Annotated in this window: 27 protein-coding genes; 20 read left to right on the top strand and 7 right to left on the bottom strand. The window is 46.0% G+C overall.

The window, feature by feature from the left end:
- Positions 1-15: 15 nt before the first annotated feature.
- Positions 16-981, bottom strand: a complete 966-nt coding sequence (locus IE163_RS16075) for a calcium/sodium antiporter (protein WP_229833620.1) — start codon at positions 979-981, stop codon at positions 16-18.
- A gap of 299 nt (positions 982-1,280) precedes the next feature.
- Here IE163_RS16075 and mlaF point away from each other — a divergent pair, with 299 nt between their 5' ends.
- The 7 genes from mlaF to murA are packed head-to-tail and all read left to right on the top strand — an operon-like array spanning position 1,281 to position 5,825.
- Positions 1,281-2,084 (top strand): phospholipid ABC transporter ATP-binding protein MlaF, encoded by an 804-nt coding sequence (gene mlaF, locus IE163_RS16070; RefSeq protein WP_189434014.1) that lies wholly within the window; start codon positions 1,281-1,283, stop codon positions 2,082-2,084.
- Positions 2,081-2,863 carry a lipid asymmetry maintenance ABC transporter permease subunit MlaE gene (gene mlaE, locus IE163_RS16065; RefSeq protein WP_189434013.1) on the top strand — a complete coding sequence of 261 codons (783 nt, stop codon included), beginning with the start codon at positions 2,081-2,083 and terminating at the stop codon, positions 2,861-2,863. Before mlaF ends, mlaE begins: the two co-directional genes overlap by 4 nt.
- 3 nt (positions 2,864-2,866) lie before the next feature.
- On the top strand, positions 2,867-3,331 hold the full coding sequence (gene mlaD / locus IE163_RS16060; RefSeq protein ID WP_189434012.1) for an outer membrane lipid asymmetry maintenance protein MlaD: 465 nt from the start codon (positions 2,867-2,869) through the stop codon (positions 3,329-3,331).
- A complete protein-coding gene (locus IE163_RS16055; RefSeq protein ID WP_189434011.1) occupies positions 3,331-3,996 on the top strand; it encodes an MlaC/ttg2D family ABC transporter substrate-binding protein in 666 nt (221 codons plus the stop codon). The genes mlaD and IE163_RS16055 overlap by 1 nt, the downstream gene beginning before the upstream one ends.
- Before the next feature lie 3 nt (positions 3,997-3,999).
- Positions 4,000-4,293 carry an STAS domain-containing protein gene (locus IE163_RS16050; protein ID WP_189434010.1) on the top strand — a complete coding sequence of 98 codons (294 nt, stop codon included), beginning with the start codon at positions 4,000-4,002 and terminating at the stop codon, positions 4,291-4,293.
- A 9-nt stretch (positions 4,294-4,302) separates the two neighbouring features.
- Positions 4,303-4,560, top strand: coding sequence for a BolA family protein (locus IE163_RS16045; RefSeq protein ID WP_189434009.1), 258 nt, complete (start codon positions 4,303-4,305; stop codon positions 4,558-4,560).
- An 8-nt stretch (positions 4,561-4,568) separates the two neighbouring features.
- Positions 4,569-5,825 (top strand): UDP-N-acetylglucosamine 1-carboxyvinyltransferase, encoded by a 1,257-nt coding sequence (gene murA / locus IE163_RS16040; RefSeq protein ID WP_189434008.1) that lies wholly within the window; start codon positions 4,569-4,571, stop codon positions 5,823-5,825.
- A 41-nt stretch (positions 5,826-5,866) separates the two neighbouring features.
- Here the strand turns inward: murA and IE163_RS16035 are convergent, their stop codons facing one another.
- The 3 genes from IE163_RS16035 to IE163_RS16025 all read right to left on the bottom strand — a co-directional run bounded on the left by IE163_RS16035 (position 5,867) and on the right by IE163_RS16025 (position 8,929).
- Positions 5,867-6,952, bottom strand: coding sequence for a trypsin-like peptidase domain-containing protein (locus IE163_RS16035; protein ID WP_189434007.1), 1,086 nt, complete (start codon positions 6,950-6,952; stop codon positions 5,867-5,869).
- Between the two features lie 94 nt (positions 6,953-7,046).
- A complete protein-coding gene (locus IE163_RS16030) occupies positions 7,047-8,396 on the bottom strand; it encodes a DegQ family serine endoprotease (RefSeq protein WP_189434006.1) in 1,350 nt (449 codons plus the stop codon).
- A 92-nt stretch (positions 8,397-8,488) separates the two neighbouring features.
- Positions 8,489-8,929 (bottom strand): Z-ring associated ZapG family protein, encoded by a 441-nt coding sequence (locus IE163_RS16025; protein WP_189434005.1) that lies wholly within the window; start codon positions 8,927-8,929, stop codon positions 8,489-8,491.
- A 123-nt stretch (positions 8,930-9,052) separates the two neighbouring features.
- Here IE163_RS16025 and zapE point away from each other — a divergent pair, with 123 nt between their 5' ends.
- The 8 genes from zapE to IE163_RS15985 all read left to right on the top strand — a co-directional run bounded on the left by zapE (position 9,053) and on the right by IE163_RS15985 (position 15,232).
- Positions 9,053-10,147: a cell division protein ZapE gene (zapE, locus tag IE163_RS16020; protein WP_189434004.1), complete on the top strand. Its 1,095-nt coding sequence runs from the start codon at positions 9,053-9,055 to the stop codon at positions 10,145-10,147.
- A gap of 202 nt (positions 10,148-10,349) precedes the next feature.
- Entirely contained in the window at positions 10,350-10,778 is a 429-nt protein-coding gene (gene rplM / locus IE163_RS16015) for a 50S ribosomal protein L13 (protein ID WP_189434003.1), read from the top strand.
- A gap of 12 nt (positions 10,779-10,790) precedes the next feature.
- Entirely contained in the window at positions 10,791-11,183 is a 393-nt protein-coding gene (rpsI, locus tag IE163_RS16010; RefSeq protein WP_189434002.1) for a 30S ribosomal protein S9, read from the top strand.
- A 311-nt stretch (positions 11,184-11,494) separates the two neighbouring features.
- Positions 11,495-12,085, top strand: coding sequence for a ubiquinol-cytochrome c reductase iron-sulfur subunit (gene petA / locus IE163_RS16005; protein ID WP_189434001.1), 591 nt, complete (start codon positions 11,495-11,497; stop codon positions 12,083-12,085).
- A 14-nt stretch (positions 12,086-12,099) separates the two neighbouring features.
- A complete protein-coding gene (locus IE163_RS16000) occupies positions 12,100-13,359 on the top strand; it encodes a cytochrome b (RefSeq protein ID WP_373297899.1) in 1,260 nt (419 codons plus the stop codon).
- A gap of 2 nt (positions 13,360-13,361) precedes the next feature.
- Positions 13,362-14,096: a cytochrome c1 gene (locus IE163_RS15995; RefSeq protein WP_189434091.1), complete on the top strand. Its 735-nt coding sequence runs from the start codon at positions 13,362-13,364 to the stop codon at positions 14,094-14,096.
- A 75-nt stretch (positions 14,097-14,171) separates the two neighbouring features.
- Positions 14,172-14,810 (top strand): stringent starvation protein SspA, encoded by a 639-nt coding sequence (gene sspA, locus IE163_RS15990; RefSeq protein ID WP_189433999.1) that lies wholly within the window; start codon positions 14,172-14,174, stop codon positions 14,808-14,810.
- Between the two features lie 8 nt (positions 14,811-14,818).
- Positions 14,819-15,232 (top strand): ClpXP protease specificity-enhancing factor, encoded by a 414-nt coding sequence (locus tag IE163_RS15985; protein ID WP_189434090.1) that lies wholly within the window; start codon positions 14,819-14,821, stop codon positions 15,230-15,232.
- Between the two features lie 55 nt (positions 15,233-15,287).
- Here the strand turns inward: IE163_RS15985 and ilvY are convergent, their stop codons facing one another.
- A complete protein-coding gene (gene ilvY, locus IE163_RS15980; RefSeq protein WP_189433998.1) occupies positions 15,288-16,169 on the bottom strand; it encodes an HTH-type transcriptional activator IlvY in 882 nt (293 codons plus the stop codon).
- A 168-nt stretch (positions 16,170-16,337) separates the two neighbouring features.
- On the opposite strand from ilvY, the gene ilvC reads away from it, so the two are divergent.
- Positions 16,338-17,819, top strand: coding sequence for a ketol-acid reductoisomerase (ilvC, locus tag IE163_RS15975; RefSeq protein WP_189433997.1), 1,482 nt, complete (start codon positions 16,338-16,340; stop codon positions 17,817-17,819).
- 214 nt (positions 17,820-18,033) lie between these two features.
- Positions 18,034-18,471 carry a methylglyoxal synthase gene (locus tag IE163_RS15970; protein WP_189433996.1) on the top strand — a complete coding sequence of 146 codons (438 nt, stop codon included), beginning with the start codon at positions 18,034-18,036 and terminating at the stop codon, positions 18,469-18,471.
- 55 nt (positions 18,472-18,526) lie between these two features.
- Here the strand turns inward: IE163_RS15970 and IE163_RS15965 are convergent, their stop codons facing one another.
- On the bottom strand, positions 18,527-18,715 hold the full coding sequence (locus tag IE163_RS15965; protein WP_189433995.1) for a YgaP family membrane protein: 189 nt from the start codon (positions 18,713-18,715) through the stop codon (positions 18,527-18,529).
- Between the two features lie 163 nt (positions 18,716-18,878).
- On the opposite strand from IE163_RS15965, the gene IE163_RS15960 reads away from it, so the two are divergent.
- The 3 genes from IE163_RS15960 to IE163_RS15950 are packed head-to-tail and all read left to right on the top strand — an operon-like array spanning position 18,879 to position 22,624.
- Positions 18,879-19,901 (top strand): Fe(3+) ABC transporter substrate-binding protein, encoded by a 1,023-nt coding sequence (locus tag IE163_RS15960; RefSeq protein WP_189433994.1) that lies wholly within the window; start codon positions 18,879-18,881, stop codon positions 19,899-19,901.
- A gap of 33 nt (positions 19,902-19,934) precedes the next feature.
- Positions 19,935-21,578 (top strand): ABC transporter permease, encoded by a 1,644-nt coding sequence (locus tag IE163_RS15955; protein ID WP_189433993.1) that lies wholly within the window; start codon positions 19,935-19,937, stop codon positions 21,576-21,578.
- Entirely contained in the window at positions 21,578-22,624 is a 1,047-nt protein-coding gene (locus tag IE163_RS15950; protein ID WP_189433992.1) for an ABC transporter ATP-binding protein, read from the top strand. Before IE163_RS15955 ends, IE163_RS15950 begins: the two co-directional genes overlap by 1 nt.
- 16 nt (positions 22,625-22,640) lie before the next feature.
- On the opposite strand, the gene IE163_RS15945 is transcribed toward IE163_RS15950, so the two are convergent.
- On the bottom strand, positions 22,641-23,465 hold the full coding sequence (locus IE163_RS15945) for a substrate-binding periplasmic protein (RefSeq protein ID WP_189433991.1): 825 nt from the start codon (positions 23,463-23,465) through the stop codon (positions 22,641-22,643).
- Positions 23,466-23,552: the final 87 nt, after the last annotated feature.

Below are 23,552 nucleotides of genomic sequence, written 5' to 3'. Positions count from 1 at the left end.
GGTGCGGGCCTATTATTACGAAAGCTGAGTAAATAATATGTATTGATAAGCAATAAAGCCGCAGAGCAGTAAAGCGCCCTCAAGCCGATTAATGCGTTGCTGGCGGCCAATTCTAATCGACATAAGCAGCATGGCAAGCGTTGCCGCGATCATTACGTAGCTGTCTCGGGTACCAGCATTCAGATCCAGAGAACCTGGGCCAATTACCGCGCCCAGGCCTAATACGGCCAAGATATTAAAAATATTAGAGCCAATGATGTTACCAAGCGCAAGATCATCCTCTCCTTTTAATATACCAATAATGCTAGCAGCAAGTTCTGGCAGGCTGGTGCCAATGGCAATAATCGTCAAGCCAATCACCAGATCGCTCAAGCCAGCATAGCGAGCAATAGTGACTGCACCATGAACCAGTAGCTGGGAGCTTGCCAGCAATAATATTAGACCGGCAATAATCCAGAAGGCGGCTTGCAAATTGGACGTTGCTTCGGGGATCTCCGCTTCTAACTCGGCAATCAGCGGATCGTCAGGTGCTGCTGTTTTACCCCAAAACACCAATAAACTGATAAAGCCGACGAAGCCAATCAGTAGCATCACGCCTTCAGCGCGCGTTAAGTTATGATCTGATAATAAATAAAAACCGAATACAGTAAATAAGACTAGCATCGGAAATTCACGCTTGAGCGTGAGTGAAGCCACTGATATTGGTTTAAGTAGGGCGACCAGGCCGATAACCAGCAAGATATTGGTGATATTTGAGCCTAGTGCGTTACCGACGGAGGTATCAAGACGGCCCTGGGCCGCGGCTGTTGCGGAGACCAGCATCTCGGGTGCTGAAGAGCCCATCGCCACAATGGTCAATCCAATGATCATCGGCGACAAGCCACTGTTGCGGGCAACAGAAGAAGCACCATAGATAAAGCGGTCTGCGCTCCAAATGAGTAAGACCAGGCCGACGATAACAAAAATGATGGCTAAGAGCAGAGGTGATATCATAATGTCCGGTAACAGGCTAATTAGTAAAAAGGGTATTTTCCCGCTTCTTGCCGGTAATTGCAAAAAAACCTCTGTTACCCAGATTAATACTGGCGCTGTTCGATTTTACGCATACTTTGTTACGAATTTTTGTAACGACTTACCAGCCTTTTCCGTTTACAATAATACAACGTTAATGCCGACGGCTAATTGCAAACATACATGAATGTATATTATGATGCACGCCCTAACAAGGAACCATTTTATTTGTGGTGTTTTTGGGCGAATAAACTAGGTGGAGCGATAATTTGTCTGACGTGTTAGTTGATATTCAGCACCTGAATTTCTCGCGGGGCGACCGGTCCATATATCGGGATATGAACATGCAGGTTATCCGTGGCAAGGTAACTGCGATTATGGGACCAAGCGGTATTGGTAAAACAACCTTACTGCGGTTGATCGGTGGCCAACTAAAACCTGATAGCGGCAAGATTATTTTCGATGGTCTTAATATTCCAACGCTATCACGTTCTGAATTGTATCAGGCGCGAAAAAAGATGAGTATGTTGTTTCAAAGCGGCGCCTTGTTTACCGAGATGTCGGTGTTTGACAACGTGGCTTTTCCGTTGCGTGAGCACACCCGCTTGCCCGAATCTTTAATCCGGCTTATTGTCCTGATGAAATTAGAATCGGTTGGTTTGCGTGGTGCCAGAGACTTGATGCCAGCAGAATTATCCGGTGGTATGGCAAGGCGTGCTGCGTTAGCCAGAGCAATAGCTTTGGATCCTGAGCTTATCATGTATGACGAGCCTTTTGCCGGGCAAGACCCTATTTCGATGGGCGTGATTGTTCGTCTAATTCGTGAGTTAAATAATGCCCTGGGATTAACCTCCGTTGTAGTGTCGCATGATGTTACAGAGGTAATGAGCATCGCTGATTATGTCTATGTGGTGGCCGATAAGACTGTGATAGGTCAAGGCACACCAGAGCAGTTACGCGCTGATCCCTCGCCGCTGGTGCAGCAATTTTTGCAAGGTGAAGCAGATGGCGCCGTGCCTTTTCATTATAAAGCTGCTGCCTTTGAAGATGAATTAATGGAGCTGGCAAAGTGATCGCAAACAGATTACAAAAAATTGGCCATCAAACACTCAATTCGGTAAGTGGTTTTGGCCGTGCCGGCTTAATGTTGTTCGGTGCTTTGTTGGGTAAGCCCGACTTTCGCAGGGGAATTCCTCTGCTGATTAAACAACTTTATGTCATTGGTGTACTGTCATTGATGATCATTTTGGTATCAGGCTTATTTATTGGCATGGTGCTGGCATTACAAGGTTATACCGTACTGGTTAAATTCGGTGCTGAGGGGATGTTAGGGCCTTTAGTATCGTTAAGCTTACTACGAGAGTTAGGTCCAGTAGTTACAGCGCTGTTATTTGCCGGCCGAGCCGGTAGTGCCCTGACGGCAGAAATTGGTTTGATGAAAGCCACAGAGCAACTCTCTGGTATGGAAATGATGGCGGTCGATCCACTGCGCCGCATAATAGCTCCCCGTTTTTGGGCTGGTGTTATTGCCATGCCGTTACTCGCGCTTATTTTTAACGCCGTGGGTATTTTGGGTGGGCATTTAGTCGGCGTGGAGTGGCTGGGAGTTGATGCAGGTAGCTATTGGTCTGCGATGCAAGCTAACGTTGATTTATACCAAGATGTGTTGAACGGGGTAATTAAAAGTATTGTTTTTGCCTTAATTGTTATTTGGATTGCGTTACACAAAGGCTTTGACGCAGTGCCAACCTCTGAAGGTATTAGCCGGGCTACTACTCAAACTGTAGTAACCGCTTCATTGGCCGTTTTAGGCTTTGATTTCGTATTAACAGCATTAATGTTTGGTGGATAAGAGATGACCGCACGTAAAATTGAAATTTTGGTAGGTGCCTTTATTGTGCTCGCTTGTGCGGCATTTTTAATGTTGGCATTAAAGGTGGCAAATACGGGCTTTGGTGGTTCTTCACAAACCTATACCTTGTATGCACAGTTCGACAATATAGGTGGCTTGAAAGTGCGCTCACCGGTGAAGGTGGGTGGCGTGACTGTCGGTCGTGTCAGCAACATTGAACTGGATCGGGTCTCTTACAGTCCAGTTGTGTCATTAGAAATTAATGCCGACTATAGCAATTTTCCAGAAACCAGTTCCGTTGCCATTTTAACATCAGGCTTACTGGGTGAGCAGTATATAGGCTTATTACCAGGCTTTGTCGATGACACTGTACTGATGCTCGGCAACGGCGACACCATTGAAGACACTCGCTCTGCCATAGTGCTGGAAGAGTTGATTGGTCAGTTTTTATTTAACCGGGGGAATTAATGAAGAATTTTTTGCGTAGTATCAGTGCCGCTTTGGCCTTATCCGTTGCGATAGCTTTACCTGTTTCCGCAACGGAGACTTTTACCGATCCTTATAAAATGATTGAAACCGTTGCTGATAAAACCTTCAATCGGATTAAAACGGATCAGCCTATCATTCAACAAGATTTAGAGCATCTGCGTACTATCGTGATTGAGGAGTTATTGCCTTATGTTGATAGCCGCTACGCCGCTGCTATCGTTGTGGGGCGTACTGTCGATATTCGGGAGAATCAACAAGCCTTTGACGAGTTTGTGACGGCTTTTGAACAGTACATGATTGGCTCCTATGCTGGAGCCCTGACCTATTACAAAGAGCAAAAAGTGATGATTGAACCTGCCAGAGCGGTAGGTACACAAAGCATTATTACCATTCGTACCCGGGTAATGGATCCAGGCAAGCCTGATATCGTTATTGACTTTAAATTACGTCGGCCGCGTAATGCTGAGACTTGGTTAGTAATTGATATGATGGCAGAAGGTATTTCTTTACTTGATAGTAAAAGAGCTGAGCTAAATAACATGATTCGCCAGCAAGGTTTACCAGCGGTAACCGCTTTGTTGAAAGAGCGGGCAAAAGATCCGGTTAAGATACCAGAAAATGACGCTGCTAAAGCATCGGAGTAAAGTGTGTCCTTAACTATCAAACAACAAAACCAGGCATTGCTATTTAGTGGTAAATTGGATCGCGATACATTAATGGTGTATTCACCTTTTACCCTGTTAAATACGCTCTCTGGAAAGGTAATCTTTGATTTTTCTGCCCTAACCAATGTAGACTCAGCCGGGTTAGCCTGGCTGATTCAACAATTAGCGCGAGCCAGAACAATGAATTTGCAAATTGAAATTAAAAACGTTCCGGCGCAGCTCTTGTCATTGGCAAAGGTCAGTGCCGTAACTACGATATTACCCATAATAGATTAAGGTGTAGTTATGGAGATACAACAGATAGAGCAGCTGTTAAAAGAACAGCTGCAGCTGTCAGAGGTTTATGTTAAAGCTGAAGGTTCGCATTACGCTGTCACTGCCGTAGGTGACTGCTTTGACGGCTTAAGCCGGGTCAAGCAGCAGCAGCTGGTGTATAGCCCACTAACTAACGCTATAGCTGATGGCAGTATTCATGCCCTTAGTATTAAGGCCTTTACGCCACAGCAGTGGCGCAGAGAAAAACTTTTAAACCCTCCGCTCTGAGACACGCTATGCAACAGTTTCTAGTTACTGCCAACGGCCCCTTGCAAGGTGAAGTGATTATATCCGGTGCTAAAAATGCCGCACTGCCAATCTTGTTTGCTAGTTTACTGGCTGAACAACCAACAATAATAAGTAATGTTCCTAAGCTCAAAGATATTGAAACAACCTTTAAACTCTTACAGTTATTTGGTGCTGAGGTTGAATGTACTGGCAATACCGTGCGTGTTGATGCCAGTAAGATCAATAATCAATTTGCACCTTATGAACTGGTGAAAACCATGCGGGCTTCCATTTTAGCGCTCGGTCCTTTGCTTAGCCGTTTTGGTCAGGCAGAAGTGTCCTTGCCAGGAGGCTGCGCTATTGGCGCCAGGCCAGTCAATTTGCATATCGATGGTTTACGTAAAATGGGTGCGGAGATCACCGTAGAAAACGGTTATATCAAGGCCAGTGCCAAACGCCTGAAAGGAGCGCATCTGGTAATGGATATGGTGAGTGTAACTGGCACTGAAAACCTAATGATGGCGGCGACCTTAGCAGAAGGTAAAACCGTAATTGAAAATGCAGCTCGCGAACCTGAGATCGTCGATTTGGCCGTCTATCTTAATACGCTAGGCGCGAAAATTAGCGGTGCCGGCACTGATACCTTAGTAATCGAGGGCGTTACAGCTTTACACGGTGGAGAGCATCGGGTGTTGCCGGATCGCATTGAAACCGGTACCTTCTTAGTCGCCGCAGCAGTAACGGGCGGTGATATTACCTGTAAGTTTGCAGCACCCACTGATCTAGAAGCGGTGCTGGAAAAACTGCGGGAAGCTGGCGCTGAGATAAGCACTGGTGAGGATTGGATCCGTCTGAATATGACCGGACGGCAACTAAAATCTGTAGATGTTAAAACCGTACCTCATCCTGGCTTTCCAACTGATATGCAAGCACAGTTTACGGTGCTGAATGTGGTCGCGGAAGGCGTGGGTGTTGTTACCGAAACCATCTTTGAAAACCGTTTTATGCATGTGCCAGAACTACAGCGGATGGGCGCTAAAATCCGTCTGGAAGGTAATACAGCAGTGTGTCAGTATAGTCCTTCGTTAAACGCTGCTCAGGTTATGGCCACTGATTTGCGGGCGTCAGCCAGTTTAGTGATTGCTGGTTTGGTGGCAAAGGGTACCACTGTAGTAGACCGTATCTATCATATAGATCGGGGCTATGAGCACATTGAGCATAAGTTACAAGCTTTGGGCGCTCACATACAACGTATTGATGGCTAGAAAGTTAAGCCGTTAAAAAAACCGCCAGCTGGCGGTTTTTTTTAGCGTCGAGGTTGCTCTCTGACCACTGTTGGTATCGTTAAGCGCTGGCCGTTGCGATCAATAGTAATAACAACTTCCGAATCTGGCGCTGTTTCGGCAATAAAATTCAGCGCTTGTTGCATGCTCTGAAACTGTATGCCCGCAATCTCCAAGATAATATCACCAGGCTGCAATCCTGCTACGGCAGCTGGCCCACCGCTAGTAACATCTGTTAGCAGTAAGCCATAGAGTGCTTGCCCAGACGAGACCAAAAGATCGCCCGCAGCATTCACCACCGCTTGGCCTGCCACCCCCAGATAACTTCGGGTAACGCGCCCATGCTGAATCAGCTTATTCATAATATTGCGTGCCAACTGATAAGGCACCGCAAAGAAAATACCCTGAATATCCTGATTTTGTACCTGAAAGGCGGCAGCGTTAATGCCTACCAGAGTGCCGTTACTGTTAACCAGGGCACCACCCGAATTGCCTTTATTGATAGCCGCGTCCATGCGCATAAAGTCAGGGTAGCCTCTGGAGCTTAACCCGTTGTTGCCATTGGCACTGATGATGCCCTGAGTAATAGTTTGGCCAAGATTAAGCGGGTTGCCGATGGCTAGGACCAAATCGCCGACTTGTGGTTCTATCTCTGGATCTTGCGGGATCACAGGTAAATTATCGGCTTTAACATAAAGTACTGCCAGGTCTGAAATTTCATCCTGACCTATTAAAACCGCCTCTAGCCAGCGACCGTCTTGTAGGGCGACCTCTATATGATCAGCACCATAAACCACATGATAATTCGTTAGAATATAACCTTGCGCTGACATAATTACGCCAGAACCTAGCTCTTGTCGCTCGATAGTGCGGGGGCGAAGAGATCGGGGGTCGACCATGCGGCTGCGTGTATAGACATTAACCACAGCTGGTGCAGCGCGACGTACAGCGCGATTATAAGAGACAGGAGCTTGTACTTGCTCTTCTGCTTTTGTTTGCCAAAGTGGCAGGCTACCGCCCGTTAGCGTTGGAAATAGCATAAGTAACAAAAAGGCCAGAGCCAGTCCGTAGGCGATGCTTTTAATAAAAAATAACAACAGTTTGCGCACAGTGCGGTTTCTGGCCAGAAGAGAATATCACTAGCATAGCATTATTTAGATAGCGGCAGAAGTTATCACTTACTGCCGCAATGCAATAAAGTGGTTAGCGAATTAAAATATACAGCTGTTCGTTACCTCTTTGAATATAAAGTGCCGCTACGCTGCCATCGCGCTTTTCCAGTAAGCGGCGAAGTTCAGCCAAGTTACTGACACGCTGCCGGTTGACACCCGTGATGATGTCACCCTGGCGCAGGCCAACCTGTGCCGCTGCAGAGTTAGACTCTAGTGCTGCAACTTCTACCCCATTTTCGCTATTGTTAAGTGTCGCGCCCTGCAACATAGGGTGGAGCTGGGTAGCGGCGATTTGCCCAGTACTGGCCTCTTGCAGTTTCACTTTAATATTTTGCTCTTTACCGTCACGTACAATCCCAAGGGTAGCCTCGCGTCCTGCACCTAAGGTAGCAATCTTCGCCCTTAGCTTGTCAAAGCTCTCAATGGGATTACCATTCATACTAACAATCACATCGCCAGATTTTATGCCGGCTTTAGCGGCAGCACTATCAGGGATCACTTCGCCGACAAAAGCACCACGGTTAACTTTTAAGCTCAGAGCCTGGGTAAGTTCAGCATTAATATTGCTACCTCTTACCCCTAAACTGCCACGACGAATTTCACCAAACTCGATGATCTGATCAACTAAATTCTTCATCATATTGGCAGGAATGGCAAAGCCAATACCAACATTGCCGCCATTTGGGCCCAGGATCGCTGTGTTAATACCGATAAGTTCACCGCGTAAATTTACTAAAGCGCCACCTGAATTACCGGAGTTAATAGCCGCGTCGGTTTGAATATAATCTTCCAGGCCTTCATTTAAGCCGGTGCGACCGAGTGAACTAATAATACCGGAGGTGACTGTTTGCTCCAGACCAAAGGGATTACCAATGGCAATAGCATAATCGCCAACCCGTAATTGATCTGAGTCTGCAAGTGGTAATTGCGTTAAGTCTTTGGCTTCAATTTGCAGCAGTGCAATATCGCTTTCCGGATCGGCACCTAACTTTTTCGCGCTAAAAGTACGACCGTCTTTTAAGCGGATTTGAATCTCTGAGGCATCTTGTACTACATGGTTATTGGTAACAATGTAACCTTTTTTAGCGTCAATGATCACACCCGAGCCCAAGCCTCGGAATGGTTGCTCCCGGCGCAGTTCACCCTGTCCCCGACCAAAGAATTGCTGAAAGGCGTCGGGTACACGCTGGCGCACTTCTCGACTACCCGCCACAGACACATAAACCACGGCTGGTGTAGCTTGTTCCAGCATGGGAGCCAGGGTTGGCATCTCCTGATTATTCTTACCAAAAAAAGGTAAGCTGGCTTGCACAGGTGCAGCAGGAGCCAACAACATGGCTGCCATTACGGCAGCACTTAGCAAAGAAAGTTTTTTATTCATCGCGTAATAGTCTCCTTATACAAATGTCCGACTAAGAGCCCTAGTTAATAAAAAAAGTTCTGATTTAGCGTTCTTAAAAGTGTAAAACTTTGTTAATCGTCTTTAGTTGAGCGTTCTTTAATCAAGCCACTGGCTTCACCAGAGTAATCTTTCGGCTGCTGCTCAACCTGAGAGTGCTGACGACGACGCTCATTTAACTGATGCAAGGATTGTTTAATATGCTGTGTGGTATCAGCTGCAAAGAAATTGACTTCATCGCGTGCGCTGACTGGCTGTTCAACCAATTGCATTTTGGATTGCTGTACATGCCGGGCAATACGCGAATAGTTGTCTTGTAACTGGCTCATCAATTGGTTGGTGGTTTCCAAATGCTCTGACACATCTAAGCGATACTGCGATAATTGCTTGCGGCTCTCGTCAAGTTCTTGTTGTAGTTTATGTTGTCCAAATTGTTTAAGGCTGAATAAACGGGCGGCTACAGCCCCAACAACCAAACCTATGCCTGAACCAATTAGCAACCATGTGTAGTCCATACTAACTCCTTACGATGAAATTCTTCGCGTAGTGTACCCTAACTTCTTATACAAGGTGGTAAGGCATGTTACTATTATGACTCATATTTAGGGGTTTACTCTGCGAGTTTCAAGTTAAAGCCAATGACACCACTGAAAAAATATCAGCAAGATCTGACCAGACCAGACTTTCATCATGATGCTGCACAAGAATATGCAGTAAAACAACTACAGCGGCTCTTTGACGACTTTGTCAGTCGCCCTCCTGCAACCAAACCAGGGTTTTGGCAAAAAATTACCGGCAAGCTGCCGCAGCACCCGCCTTTATTAGGTTTGTATTTTTGGGGCGGTGTCGGTCGGGGCAAAACCTATTTGGTCGATACCTTTTACGAGTGTTTGCCTACTACGCGGAAAATGCGGGTGCATTTTCACCGCTTTATGCACCGGGTGCATGAAGAGTTAAAGCTGCTAAAGGGGGTAAGTGATCCCTTAGAAAAAATAGCTGACAAATTTAAAGCTGAAACGGACATTATTTGTTTTGATGAGTTTTTTGTGTCAGACATTACCGATGCGATGATTCTGGGTACCTTGATGCAGGCTTTATTTGCCCGAGGCATTACGCTGGTTGCCACCTCTAACATCGAGCCGGATGGCCTTTACCGCAACGGTTTACAGCGGGCGCGTTTTTTACCGGCCATTGAGCTGATTAAACGTAATACCGCAATAGTCAATGTCGACAGTGGTATTGATTATCGCCTGCGTACTTTAGAGCAAGCAGAGATTTATCACTATCCGCTAGATCCGCAAGCCGATGAAAATTTACAGCAGTATTTTTTGGCACTGTCTGTTGAACCACGGCAAGGTGGCACAAGCGTAGAAGTGGCGAATAGACAGCTACAAGCACGAGCAGAGGCTGATGGTATTGTTTGGTTTGCCTTTAGTGAGCTTTGTGAAACGGCGCGTAGCCAATACGATTATATGGAGCTAAGTCGTTGCTATCACACTGTTTTATTGTCTGGCGTTATGCCGATGGGACAGCAAAACGATGATGTCGCCAGACGGTTTTTAGCATTAGTTGACGAATTTTATGAGCGCCATGTGAAGCTCATTATCTCGGCAGCCGTGCCGCTAGAGCAGTTATATCAAGGTGGTTTACTTAGCTTTGAATTTAAGCGTTGCTTAAGTCGTTTACAGGAAATGCAATCACATGATTATTTAGCCAGCGAGCATTTACCTTAAAAGTCGCTATTCCAGTATTTTTTCGTAAAAGACTGCTGATCTTTCAGATTGTTTAATATATAATCCGCGCCCGGCCGACGTTACAGCCTTGCACTGCCGTTAGCCCGGCAGTTTTTGCATTCGAAGGGGTGCGATAACGACATTGCTGCAAAAGCCCTGCACAATGTCAGGTGTAACTTAAGTTATTTTGGAATAGGTTTAGATGAAAACTTTTACTGCAAAACCAGAAAGCGTAACCCGCGACTGGTACGTTGTTGATGCAAACGGCAAAACTTTAGGTCGTATTGCAACTGAAATCGCATCACGTTTACGTGGCAAGCACAAGCCGGAATACACGCCGCACGTTGATACTGGTGATTACATCATCGTTATCAATGCTGAAAAAGTGGCTGTTACTGGTAACAAAGCTCAGGCTAAAATGTATTACTCGCATACAGGTTTCCCAGGTGGTATCAAGGAAATCAACTTCGAGAAATTGATTGCTAAAAAACCTGAAATGGTTCTGGAATCAGCTATCAAAGGTATGTTGCCAAAAGGCCCTCTGGGTCGCGCTATGTTCCGTAAGTTAAAAGTTTACGCCGGCGCAGAGCATCAGCATGCTGCTCAGCAACCGCAAGTTTTAGATATTTAATCGGAGCATAACATGGCACAGAATCAATACTACGGAACTGGTCGTCGTAAAAGCTCAACGGCCCGCGTCTTCTTAAAAGCTGGTTCAGGTAACATTGTTATCAACCAGCGTGGCCTGTCAGAGTACTTCGGTCGTGAAACTGCCTGTATGGTAGTAAAGCAGCCGTTAGAACTGGTTGATATGGTTGAAAAGTTTGACCTGTACATCACTGTTAAAGGCGGTGGTATTTCTGGTCAGGCAGGCGCTATCCGTCACGGTATCACCCGTGCACTGATGGAGTTTGACGAATCATTACGTCCAGCATTACGTAAAGCGGGTTTCGTTACTCGTGACGCGCGTAAAGTTGAGCGTAAGAAAGTGGGTCTGCGTAAAGCACGTAAGCGTCCACAGTACTCGAAGCGTTAATTCGCTGTTGGTACTCAAAACCCGGCCTTGTCGCCGGGTTTTTTATTGGTGTGGTGTACTGCTTTGATAAGTCGCCAATAGTTTTTATACCAATAATTGCTAATTTACCTGGTAAACACATAGCTCTGTATGACAAACAATACTGCTTTAGTGTAAATAAGACCAAGATATTAGCCATTCACGTTGCCTTAATCCTTGTGCAAAGCAAGGCTTTTCATTATGATCGGCTATATTTTTTTACTTATAATAATTGCTGAATTTCAGCCGCTTAAATTTTAAACGTTTAAGTGTTTCAATGTGGAGATGAGTGGATGAGCAATGCGCCTGTAGATCATGGTCGCCGCCGCTTCCTGACCATCGCAACCTCTGTTGTGGGGGGCGTTGGTGCTGTAGGAGTTGCGGTGCCCTTTATTGCGTCCTGGAATCCGAGTGAAAGGGCCAAGCAAGCTGGTGCTGCGGTGAGCGCAGATATTAGCAAGCTAGAAGATGGTCAGCTAATTCGGGTTGAATGGCGTGGCCGACCGGTTTGGATTGTAAAACGTACCGAAGAAATGCTATCGCAACTAGCGGATACTGAAAACCGGTTACGTGATCCGGGTTCAGCTGAGCCACAACAGCCAACTTATGCGCAAAACCGTCATCGCTCAATTAAGCCAGAAATTTTTGTTGCGGTAGGTATTTGTACTCACTTAGGTTGCTCGCCAACTTACTTACCAACAGATTTCGCTGCACAAATTGAAGGTATTCGTTCTGGCTTCTTCTGTCCATGTCACGGTTCACGTTTTGATATGGCTGGTCGGGTATTCCAAAACGTGCCGGCGCCAACCAACCTGGTGATTCCTCCGTATATGTTTATCGACGATAACACCATCTTGATTGGTGAAGACGAGGGGGCCGCATAATGTTTAAAAACTTAATGAGCTGGATTGAATATCGCTTACCCTTTATGGATAAGATGAACCTGCATGTGATGCAGTATCCGGCGCCAAAAAACTTTAACTTCTGGTATTTTTTTGGTTCTTTAGCCATTTTAGTACTCGTTAACCAGATCTTGACTGGTATTTGGCTAACCATGAACTACGAGCCTTCAGCAGAAGGTGCCTTTGCCTCAGTAGAATACATTATGCGTGACGTAGACTACGGTTGGTTACTACGTTATATGCACTCTACCGGCGCTTCAGCCTTTTTCGTAGTGGTATATTTACATATGCTGCGCGGCATGATGTACGGCTCTTACCAAAAGCCACGTGAACTACTATGGATTTTTGGTATGTTGATTTTCTTAGTGCTGATGGCGGAAGCCTTTATGGGCTATATGCTACCTTGGGGACAGATGTCTTACTGGGGGGCTCAGGTTATTATCTCTATTTTCGGTGTAATACCCTTTATCGGTGATGATTTAACCTTGTGGATCCGTGGTGACTACGTTATCTCAGGTGCTACCTTAAACCGTTTCTTTGCCTTGCATGTTATCGCACTGCCGCTGGTCTTGGTTATTTTAGTGTTCCTGCACATTATGGCATTGCACGAAGTTGGTTCTAACAACCCTGATGGTATCGACATCAAACGCGATAACGATGGCACTGTTGAACTGACTGAAGCAGACAAGAAGTTTACTTTCCATCAGTACTTTACCCGTGGCGGTAAGAAAGTCATTGTTGATGCAATTCCGTTCCACCCTTACTACACCGTAAAAGATTTAGTGGGTGTTGCCGGTTTCTTGTTTATATTTGCTTTTGTGATTTTCTTTATGCCTGAAGGCGGCGGTTTCTTCCTGGAACCACCAAACTTTGAAACAGCCAACCCAATGAAAACGCCTGACCATATAGCGCCAGTTTGGTATTTCACACCATTCTATGCCATTTTACGCGCTATCCCAGATCCATTATTTGGTGCTGCTGCGATGTTCCTGGCTATTGTTGCTCTGGCATTATTACCTTGGATTGACCGTGGTACTGTTCGCTCTGTGCGCTACCGTAGCGAATTACATCGCTGGAACTTGGTATTTTTCTGTATCAGTTTCGTTGCTCTGGGTATTTTAGGCGTGTTGCCAGCAACACCAACTTATGCCTTGTTATCGCAAATTTTCTCTTTTACTTATTTTGGCTTCTTTGCCCTGTTGTGGTTATACAGCAAAAATGAGAAAACCAAGCCACTGCCAGTGAGGTTAACCTGATGATGAAAAAGTTACTTTCAGCTGTCGCATTGTTAGCATCATCGCTGGCAATGGCCGCTGGTCCAACGATTCCGCTGGACAAGGCGCCAATAGATTTGCGCGATAAGGCCTCTTTACAGAATGGTGCTAAACTGTACCAAAACTACTGTTTAGGTTGTCACCAAATGCAGTATCAGCGGTATTCCCGGACCTTCAAAGATTTAGGTATTCCTGAAGATTTGGGGATGGAACACCTGATGTTTACTGGCGAGAAGGTGGGTGATCATATTACTAACTCAATGCCAGCTGACTATGCTGAAAATGCCTTTGGTGTATTGCCGCCGGATTTAACTAACGTGGCCCGTGTTCGTGGCGCCAACTGGCTATACACTTATTTACGTACTTTTTATGTAGATGAGAGCCGTCCTTTTGGTGTTAACAACAAGGTGTTTCCAACTGTTGGTATGCCGCATGTGCTGCAAGAGTTGCAAGGTGTGCCTTATCGGGCACATGAAACCCGGTTAGTTGATGGTCAGCCAACAGAAGTATACGTAGGTATACGTACCGATGGCTCAGGTGAGCTAAGTGCCGAAGAATATGACCGAGCGGTTGCAGATCTGGTAAACTATCTGGTATATACCGGCGAGCCAACCAAATTAGAATCGCATGCTTTAGGCACCAAGGTGTTAATCTTTATCTTTATCTTCTTTGTGTTGGCATACTTCCTGAAGAAAGAATACTGGAAAGATGTTCATTAAGTATTTGTTTTTATAATACTTGTAGTTAGGGGCCTTAGTGCCCCTTTGCTGTTTTTTATTTAACCGGAGGAATACATGGCGATCATTGCCAATAAACGCCCTGTGATGACATTGTTCTCAGCTGTTGACGATATGTTTAGCCATCAGGTCCGTATCGTGCTGGCGGAGAAAGGAGTAACTGTCGATATTCTTCAGGTCACACCAGATAACGTGCCAGAGGATTTATATGAAGTGAATCCATATGGCAGTTTACCGACCTTGTTAGATCGCGAGTTAGCGTTATATCAAGCTGATATTATTATGGAATATCTTGACGAGCGCTTCCCACATCCACCATTGATGCCGGTTTATCCCGTCGCACGCGGTCAGGCTCGCTTAATGATGTACCGCATAAAGAACGATTGGTACAGTCTGGCAGACAAAATTTTGCAAAACCATGAAGATGCAGCCCTTGCCCGTCAGGAGTTAAAGGAAGGTTTGTTATCTATTGCTCCGTTATTCGGTGAAGCGCCATTTTTTATGAGCGAAGAGTTCGGCTTGGTCGATTGTTATATGGCCGCTTTACTATGGCGTTTACCGTTACTAGGTATTGAATTTACTGGTGCCGGTAGCAAGCAATTAAAAACCTATATGAATCGCATTTTTGAGCGTGATGCGTTTCAAGCATCACTGACTGATATTGAGCGGGAGATCCGCAAGGGGATCAGGCTGTAATGCAGAACATGTCGCCAAACCGCCCTTATTTGCTACGGGCCTTTTACGATTGGATTATTGATAATAAATGCACTCCCTACTTAGTGGTAGATGCTACTTATCCAGCAGTGAAAGTACCACAGCAGTTTGTTCAAAATGGCCAGATAGTATTAAATGTGCTGCCCTCAGCCGTGGGTAATCTGCAGCTAGGCAATGATTTTGTTACTTTTAATGCACGTTTCGGCGGTCAGCCGTTTGCCTTGTCTATTCCTATTAAAGCCGTACTGGCAATTTATGCCCGTGAAAATGGTGCAGGCACCGTCTTTACTTTGGAGGAAGACGATGAGGATGAACAGGACTTTTTAGAAGAGGCGCTGGACGATGAGTTACCACCTGAGCCTCCTAAACCGCCTCGTGGTAGCCATTTAAAAGTGATTAAGTAACGCACATCAGGCTGGGGCTTTAACTGCCCCAGTGCTTTTTTGGGTCTGTAAAAATTCAATTCTTTAGCACGAGCTGCCAAAATGCTTGCAATAGAGGCTCTTGTCGCCGTTTATGTAGCATACACACACCCAGTTCAAAGGGCTTATACTGATACTCCGATTCCAAAATCCGCACTCGCTCCCGTACCGGGCTATGTTGAAGTACAGGCTCCGGCACTATAGTAATACCACTACCAAGCGCCACCATGGACACCATGGCCTCATGGCCATCGACTTTAGCGACCACCGCAGGTGTTATCGCTTTATCTGTCAACCACTTATCAAAGCGACTGCGAGCAGGACCATGCTCCGGTAAGATCATTGGTACTTCGTTCCAGTTTATCGGTTGCTGCGCTAATAAATCGTTAACCCGACAGGGAATAACCGGCGCAATTAATCGCACTGGCACAGTAGAAATGTTTTGAAAGAACATATTGGCAGGTAACTGTTCGGGATAAGCGGCAATAGCCACATCGGCTTCATCGGCTCTAATCCGCTCTATCGCAGCCGAGGCGTCACCGGTGGTAAGCTGTATTTCGGCTTTAGGACACTGCAAACGAAATTTATCCAACAATGCCGGCAAATGGCTATAGCTGGCGGTCACAGTACAAAAAATCCGTAAGGTACCACTAAGCTCGGCGCTGGTAAGTTGCAGATCGAGTTGTAATTGATGCCATTCGTCCAGCCATAACCTGACAAAACGCTGTACCCGCACGCCAGCCGCAGTTAGGCGCACCGATCTTTTGTCCCGTTCAAACAGCGTGGTATTAAGCTCTTGTTCTAGCCTTTGAATTACCCGGGTAAGGGTAGATGGGCTAACAAACATTTGATCGCTGGTTTTAGCAAAATTTAAGCTAGACGCCAAATGCAGAAAAAGTTGTGCGCTACGGACGTCCATACTACCTCTATTGCAAAAAATGAAATACAGAATTGAAAATATATCACTTCACGCAATAAAAGTCGCGCGCTACACTAAATTCATTAAAGCAGTACCTGGGCAATAATGCCGTAATACGCTGCTACTGGTGAGCTTAGCTTACACAGATCAAGAATTTTGAGAGTCGTTATGAGTAATTACTTTAATACATTGAATTTACGGCAGCAATTACGCCAGTTAGGGCAGTGCCGGTTTATGGATAAAGCCGAATTTGCTAACGGCTGTGATTTTATCAAAGCGTGGAATATCGTAATCGTTGGCTGTGGTGCTCAGGGTTTAAACCAAGGTTTGAACATGCGCGATTCTGGTTTAAACATTAGCTACGCCTTACGGGCAGAAGCCATTGCCGAAAAGCGCGCTTCTTTTCAAAAAGCCAGCAGTAATGGTTTTAAGGTTGGTACCTACGAGGAATTAATTCCTGGCGCTGATCTGGTATTAAACTTAACACCGGATAAACAGCATAGCAGCGTAGTAGATGCAGTAATGCCGCTGATGAAGCAAGGTGCAACTCTAGCTTATTCACACGGTTTTAATATCGTGGAAGAAGGTAAAAAGATTCGCCCTGATATCACAGTTGTGATGGTGGCACCTAAGTGTCCGGGTACTGAAGTACGTGAAGAATACAAACGTGGTTTCGGGGTACCGACGTTAATCGCCGTGCATCCTGAGAATGATCCTAAAGGTCAGGGTTTAGAGATAGCCAAGGCTTATGCCTCGGCGACTGGTGGTGACAGAGCCGGCGTGTTGGAGTCGTCTTTTGTTGCTGAAGTAAAGTCAGACTTAATGGGTGAACAAACCATTCTGTGTGGCATGCTGCAAACCGGTGCGATTTTAGCCTTTGATAAGATGCTGGCTGATGGTGTAGAAGCCGGTTATGCCGCTAAGTTGATTCAGTATGGCTGGGAAACGGTAACCGAAGCGCTTAAACATGGCGGTATTACCAATATGATGGATCGCCTGAGCAACCCAGCCAAGGTGAAAGCCTACGATTTAGCTGAAGAGCTGAAGGTGACTTTACGCCCGCTGTTTGAAAAACACATGGACGATATTATCAGTGGTGAGTTTTCACGTACCATGATGGCCGACTGGGCTAATGATGATAAAAACCTACTGACCTGGCGTGAGCAAACCCGTGAGTCTGGTTTTGAGCAGGCACCGGTCTCGGCGGAAAGTATCAGCGAACAAGAATATTTTGATCGCGGTATCTTATTAATCGCTATGGTAAAAGCAGGGGTTGAATTAGCGTTTGAGACTATGGTTGACGCCGGTATTATTGCTGAGTCTGCTTACTATGAATCACTGCACGAAACGCCGCTGATTGCCAATACCATAGCGCGTAAGCGTTTGTATGAGATGAACGTGGTGATCTCGGATACTGCAGAATATGGCAACTATTTATTTGCTCATGCTGCAGTGCCATTATTACGCGACAAAGTAAACAGCTTAAGCAGCGAGTTTATCGGTAAGGGCATCAGTACTGCCAACAATGGCGTAGATAACTTAAAACTGATAGCGGTTAATGAAGCTATTCGCCAGCATCCGGTGGAAGTGGTAGGTAAAAAATTACGGGGCTATATGACAGCAATGAAACGCATTGTTGAGGCTAATTAAGCTGCCCAAAGCATGATGTGGTTAATGGTAGTTAGCCTTTGAGCAGTGCTCATACTAACACCAGACCAATAACGATGTTATACGTGGACCTTGGTTGTTTGCCCCGCTTGTCGGGGCTTTTTTTTGGCAATAAAGTCAGTTAAGTTAGCGTCTGGGCTAAACACATAAAATGCTTGGCATGGTATGTTCGTTAGATAAACTGAGGTTAGATAGCATGAAAACCATAGCACTGGTTGCACACGATGGTAAAAAAGCCGCTTTACTGGAGTGGATTGCTCAGCATAAAACCTTTTTCGCCGATAAACAGCTTATAGCCACAGGCACCACGGGTAGATTAATCAGTGAAACCTTACGCCAGCCTGTGCGCTGTATGGCCAGTGGACCATTGGGTGGCGATCAACAAATTGGCGCCTTGATAGCCGAGCAGCAAATTGATTGGCTGATTTTTTTCTGGGATCCCCTCTCATCGCAACCGCACGATCCCGATGTAAAAGCGTTGATTCGCTTGGCAGTAGTCTGGAATATCCCCGTGGCCTGTAATATTGCCACCGCAGACTTTATTATTCATTCCAGCTTGTACCGACAAGGCTACCAACGAGAAATCCCGGATTTTAATGCTCATAACAATCGTCTGACAGCTAAAGATAGCTAAAGACAGCTAAGTAAATACTGAGCTGTGCTTTTTAGTACAGTCGGGTTTTACCGTCTTAGCTAATCTTGCAGGTTTTAATACCAAATAAAGTGTAAATAGGACAAAAATTAAATAGGCCTGTTAATAAAGGTACTATACCAATCCAGCCCCAGACACCAATGACCCCCATTGCGGCCAACGCAATCAGTAGGGTGCCGACAATAACTCTAATGACCTTATCTATACCACCTACGTTTGTTTGCATTATTTTACTCCATATTTAGTGTTCTCTAAAGTAGAGTAGGTGGTTTCTAGTGAGAGTACCAGTTAAATATCGGATATTTTTCGCTTGGCATCGGGAATTTATTGAGAATTGTTCGTGTTTATGTTTATATGCTCAGCATCTTTATTATGAGGCAGGAGTTGTCATGAAATTAAGTAAATTAATGTTATTGGTAGCGGGTAGTTTGGCTTCTTGTTTGATACACACTTCTGCAGCATTTGCAGCTGAGGTAAATGTTTACTCCGCCCGGCAGGAAGAATTAATTAAGCCTTTATTGGACACCTTTACCGCTGAGACTGGTATTAAAGTTAATTTAATCACCGGTAATGCTGATGAATTGATCACCCGGATCAATAGTGAAGGTCGCAATAGCCCGGCCGATATTTTAATAACGACCGACGTTGGTCGACTAGCGCGAGCTAAGCAGCAAGGTGTGCTGCAAGCTATTGAGTCGGAAACGCTTTCAACTATTATTCCGGCTAACTTACGCGATCCTGCCGGTGTATGGTATGGCTTAACAGTGCGAGCCCGGCCTATTATGTATATAGAGGGTAAAGTCGATCCGGCACAGCTGTCGACTATGGAAGATTTAGCCGACCCGAAATGGAAAGGTAAAATCTGTGTTCGCTCCTCGAACAACATCTATAACCAATCACATTTGGCTTCTCTGATTGCCCATGATGGCGCTGTCGAGGCAGAGGCTTGGGCTAAAGGTCTGGTTGCTAACTTTGCCCGGCCACCGCGTGGTGGTGATCGTGATCAAATCAAAGCCGCAGCGGCTGGCGTTTGTGATATCGCTTTGGCAAATACTTATTATTTAGCCGGCATGCTGGCCGATCCTGCCGATCAGGCTGATGCAGCTAAAGTAAAAATATTTTGGCCAAACCAGCAAGGCAATGGCGTGCATATTAATGTGGCAGGAGCTGGTGTGGCTACTTTTGCACCAAATAAAGCCAATGCAGTGAAATTACTGGAATATATGGTTCAGCCAAACGCGCAACGCTGGTATGCTGAAGTGAATCATGAATATCCCATCCGCACAGATGTTGCAATTAGCACTATCCTAGAGGGCTTTGGTACCTTTAAAGCAGATAATCTGGAGTTGGAGCAGTTAGGTGAACTCAATGCCGAGGCAATCCGCATTCTGGACCGGGCAGGTTGGCGTTAAGCTAGCGACCGTAGTACAAGGGAGGCAACTCCCTTGCTAAAAGTGAAGTTGTTTGATCGCTGGCGCTGGGCGGTGTTGGTACCAGCGCTATTGCTTGCCCTGCCTGTCGCAATAGTCTTTGCTAGTCTTTTTTCACCGCAATTAGATGTTTGGCAGCATTTACGGCAAACCGTACTGGCCGATTACATTGTCAACTCCTTAGTATTAGCAGGTGGCACCGGCTTAGGTGCTTTGCTCATTGGTACCAGTACCGCTTGGTTGATTAGCCAGTATCAGTTTTTTGGCCGGCGTTATTTGGAATGGCTGTTGTTACTGCCACTGGCGGTTCCTGCCTATATTATTGCTTATACTTACACCGGTATGTTGGATTTTGCTGGCCCCCTTCAAAGCTGGCTGCGAGAAGTATTTGGCTGGTCTTTTGGTGACTACTGGTTCCCAGAAATACGCTCATTAGCTGGCGCAGTATTAATGCTCTCGCTGGTACTTTATCCTTATGTTTATATGCTGGCGCGTAATGCGTTTTCTGAGCAATCTGCCTCGTTGCTGGAAGCCAGTCGTACTTTGGGGTTAAGCCCGCGTCGCCATTTTTGGAAAGTAGCTTTACCTTTAGCGCGCCCAGCAATTTTAACCGGCATGGCGCTGGCCATGATGGAAGCCTTTGCTGACTATGGCACGGTGCAGTACTTTGGGGTACCCACCTTTACCACCGGCATTTTTCGAACTTGGTTTGGCATGGGCAACGCAGTGGCAGCAGCACAGTTAGCGGCGTTATTAACCAGCTTTGTGCTATTTTTACTGCTGTTAGAAAAATGGTCCAGGCGCAAAGTGCGTTACTATCATCAGGGACAAAAACACAGTGCACCAGCCCGCCGCCGGGTTAGTCCTGCCCGCCAGTTGCTCTTATTCGTATTGTGTCTATTGCCGGTAATATTAGGTTTTTTATTACCCGCTTGGCAATTATCCAGCTGGGCCTTCGCAAATTGGCAGCGTACATTAAACGCGGCCTTTTGGCAGTTAGTGTGGAATAGTTTTTCCCTGGCGGCTATTGCTGCCCTGCTGTCAGTGCTGCTAGCTCTGATCTTTGCTTATGCACGCCGTTTAAAGCAAGACCCTGTAGTGCGCTTGCCGGTGCAATTAGCGGCCTTAGGTTATGCCGTACCTGGAACGGTGATTGCCATAGGCGTGATGTTACCGCTAGCCTGGTTTGATCAGAGGATTGATTTGTTGGCGGAACAATGGTTTGGTATTCGTACCGGGCTTTTGCTCTCAGGTACTATAGTGGCGCTGTTATTAGCTTATAGTGTACGTTTTTTAGCGGTATCGCTGCATGGTATTGAAGCGGGATTAGAGCGGATTAAACCTAACATGGACAACGCCGCCCGCTCTTTAGGTTTTAGCCCTTGGCAAGTATTAAGGCGGGTGCACATTCCACTGCTCAGAGGCAGTGTTTTAACGGCGTTACTGCTAGTTTTTGTGGATGTCTTAAAAGAGTTGCCTGCTACTTTGATTTTACGCCCTTTTAATTTTAATACTTTGGCAGTAAGAGCACATGAATTGGCGTCTGACGAGCGTTTAGCTGATGCGGCTTTACCGGCTTTGGCAATTGTTTTAGTGGGTTTATTGCCGGTAATAATTTTGGCTCGCTCTACTGAGCGGCGGATGCGAGGAGTGGAATAATGTTGGCATTAGAGCAGCTAGCGGTCGCTTATGGCCCACATAAGGTGGTAAAAGACATCACCTTTGCGCTGGCGCAAGGGCAGATTGGCTGTTTGGTTGGGCCTTCTGGTTGCGGTAAAACCACGATTTTACGGGCGATCGCCGGTTTTGAAGCGCCGGCGGCTGGTGTGGTGCGATTACAGGGGCAGGAAGTCAGTAGTGCCAGTGAGCAGTTGGCGCCAGAGCAGCGTAAAGTGGGGATGGTATTTCAAGACTTTGCCTTATTTCCGCACCTGACGGTAGCCGACAATATTAGCTTTGGTTTAAAGCAACTGAGTAAAGCTGAAAAAACAGCTAAAGTAAAACAATTGCTGCAGTTGGTTGGTTTACCGGATTTAGGACAGCGTTATATTCATCAACTATCCGGCGGTCAGCAACAGCGCGTCGCGCTAGCCAGAGCCTTGGCACCCGAGCCTAAGGTGCTGTTATTAGACGAGCCTTTCTCTAGCTTAGATGCGGAGTTCCGCGAGGTCTTGGCGCGAGACATTCGCAAGATATTGAAACAGTTACAAATTACCGCCGTACTGGTGACCCATGATCAGTTTGAAGCCTTTGCCATGGCCGATATGATTGGTGTAATGCAGCATGGTCAGCTGCAGCAATGGGCTACCCCATATGAATTATATCATCGACCAGCCAGCCGTTTTGTCGCCGATTTTGTTGGACGGGGCGTGATGCTACCCGGCGTGATGTTAGATCAACAACAAGTGGAAACCTGTCTGGGTATTTTCCGGCAGCGTTATTTAGCTGAGGTGCAGGCTGGGGACAAAGTTGATGTGTTAATCCGGCCTGATGACATAGTGCATGATGATGATAGTGAGATTAAAGCCACCGTATTGGATAAGTCTTTTCGAGGTTCCCATATTTTGTATACGCTGGCACTCGCTTCCGGTGAGCAGGTATATTGTTTGGCATTAAGTCACCATAATCACGCTATAGGCGAGCAAATTGGTATTCGATTGGATTTAGATCATTTAGTGTTATTTCCCCGCCTGCTACCGGCATAACAGCGCAGGCTGCGACTTACTGCAGTGGGCTGGATGCAGGCTCTGGCAGTAACTCTAATAAAATCTGGTTTAACTCGCCGCTGGCGGTAAGCGCTTGTAACCCTAAATTAAACTCTTGTTGTAAAAGCAGACTCTCAGGTCGATTTTTGGGAAAAGCCAGATGCATAGGTTTATGTTCCAGTACCGGAGTTATCCAATCTAGTTGCACTTGCCGCTGCGCTGCTGGCAGTTTAGAGATCAGATATAAACCATTTTGTAAGTCTGCTGGCACTAAATCTACGCGCCTTAATGCCAGCATGCTAAATATCTGCTCATCGGTCGCCACGCTTACTTTGTTAAAACGGCTATTCGCCAGCAGTGTATTTTGCGCATAACCCGTCACTAGCCCCAGGGTACCTTCGCTATTAAGCAAATCTGCTAGATTGTTAAAATATTGAAATTCACCAGCTCTTTTGAATAAGACCATTTGAGTAGCATAAATAGGGTCAGAGTACAGAAAGTTTTCTGCGCGTTCTTCGGTATGCCAAATAGCGATAATACCGGCAAACTGCCCTTGTTGGGTATCATATAAGGCTCTGGCAAAGGGCATAAAAGCCACTTCAATCTGCAACTGACGTAAGGCAAAAGCCCGGCGGACTATTTCAACTACCGCCCCTTGCTTTGGCAAATCGGTGCCATAATGGGGCAGGTACTCGCTACTGGCAAAGATCAAACGATTGGCACTGACTTTAGTGGTGTGTGGTTCTGTGTTGGCGTTAGCGATTTTACTGCTTAGCAGGAAAAGAGTGCTAAGCAGTAATAAGGTAAGGAAACGGACTTGTCGCTTTACTGCTGATAACATCCAAAGTTCTCAAAGCAGATTAGGTTCCATTTCAGCTTAGCAGAAATTGGTAAATAAAAAAGGAGCGCTAAACCAGCCGCTCCCGCC

Origin of the sequence: Alishewanella longhuensis (assembly GCF_014653435.1) — a bacterium.
GTDB lineage: Bacteria > Pseudomonadota > Gammaproteobacteria > Enterobacterales > Alteromonadaceae > Alishewanella > Alishewanella longhuensis.
Note: the sequence above shows the minus strand (reverse complement) of the source record. Positions and strands in the feature narration are given on the sequence as shown.

Excerpts from the sequence above, each read along its gene's own strand:
- mlaD (WP_189434012.1), top strand. The coding sequence starts at position 2,867 with ATGACCGCACGTAAAATTGAAATTTTGGTAGGTGCCTTTATTGTGCTC.
- IE163_RS16055 (WP_189434011.1), top strand. The coding sequence starts at position 3,331 with ATGAAGAATTTTTTGCGTAGTATCAGTGCCGCTTTGGCCTTATCCGTT.
- IE163_RS16045 (WP_189434009.1), top strand. The coding sequence starts at position 4,303 with ATGGAGATACAACAGATAGAGCAGCTGTTAAAAGAACAGCTGCAGCTG.
- murA (WP_189434008.1), top strand. The coding sequence starts at position 4,569 with ATGCAACAGTTTCTAGTTACTGCCAACGGCCCCTTGCAAGGTGAAGTG.
- IE163_RS16030 (WP_189434006.1), bottom strand. The coding sequence starts at position 8,396 with ATGAATAAAAAACTTTCTTTGCTAAGTGCTGCCGTAATGGCAGCCATG.
- IE163_RS16025 (WP_189434005.1), bottom strand. The coding sequence starts at position 8,929 with ATGGACTACACATGGTTGCTAATTGGTTCAGGCATAGGTTTGGTTGTT.
- zapE (WP_189434004.1), top strand. The coding sequence starts at position 9,053 with ATGACACCACTGAAAAAATATCAGCAAGATCTGACCAGACCAGACTTT.
- rplM (WP_189434003.1), top strand. The coding sequence starts at position 10,350 with ATGAAAACTTTTACTGCAAAACCAGAAAGCGTAACCCGCGACTGGTAC.
- rpsI (WP_189434002.1), top strand. The coding sequence starts at position 10,791 with ATGGCACAGAATCAATACTACGGAACTGGTCGTCGTAAAAGCTCAACG.
- petA (WP_189434001.1), top strand. The coding sequence starts at position 11,495 with ATGAGCAATGCGCCTGTAGATCATGGTCGCCGCCGCTTCCTGACCATC.
- IE163_RS16000 (WP_373297899.1), top strand. The coding sequence starts at position 12,100 with ATGAGCTGGATTGAATATCGCTTACCCTTTATGGATAAGATGAACCTG.
- IE163_RS15995 (WP_189434091.1), top strand. The coding sequence starts at position 13,362 with ATGAAAAAGTTACTTTCAGCTGTCGCATTGTTAGCATCATCGCTGGCA.
- sspA (WP_189433999.1), top strand. The coding sequence starts at position 14,172 with ATGGCGATCATTGCCAATAAACGCCCTGTGATGACATTGTTCTCAGCT.
- IE163_RS15985 (WP_189434090.1), top strand. The coding sequence starts at position 14,819 with ATGTCGCCAAACCGCCCTTATTTGCTACGGGCCTTTTACGATTGGATT.
- ilvY (WP_189433998.1), bottom strand. The coding sequence starts at position 16,169 with ATGGACGTCCGTAGCGCACAACTTTTTCTGCATTTGGCGTCTAGCTTA.
- ilvC (WP_189433997.1), top strand. The coding sequence starts at position 16,338 with ATGAGTAATTACTTTAATACATTGAATTTACGGCAGCAATTACGCCAG.
- IE163_RS15970 (WP_189433996.1), top strand. The coding sequence starts at position 18,034 with ATGAAAACCATAGCACTGGTTGCACACGATGGTAAAAAAGCCGCTTTA.
- IE163_RS15965 (WP_189433995.1), bottom strand. The coding sequence starts at position 18,715 with ATGCAAACAAACGTAGGTGGTATAGATAAGGTCATTAGAGTTATTGTC.
- IE163_RS15960 (WP_189433994.1), top strand. The coding sequence starts at position 18,879 with ATGAAATTAAGTAAATTAATGTTATTGGTAGCGGGTAGTTTGGCTTCT.
- IE163_RS15950 (WP_189433992.1), top strand. The coding sequence starts at position 21,578 with ATGTTGGCATTAGAGCAGCTAGCGGTCGCTTATGGCCCACATAAGGTG.
- IE163_RS15945 (WP_189433991.1), bottom strand. The coding sequence starts at position 23,465 with ATGTTATCAGCAGTAAAGCGACAAGTCCGTTTCCTTACCTTATTACTG.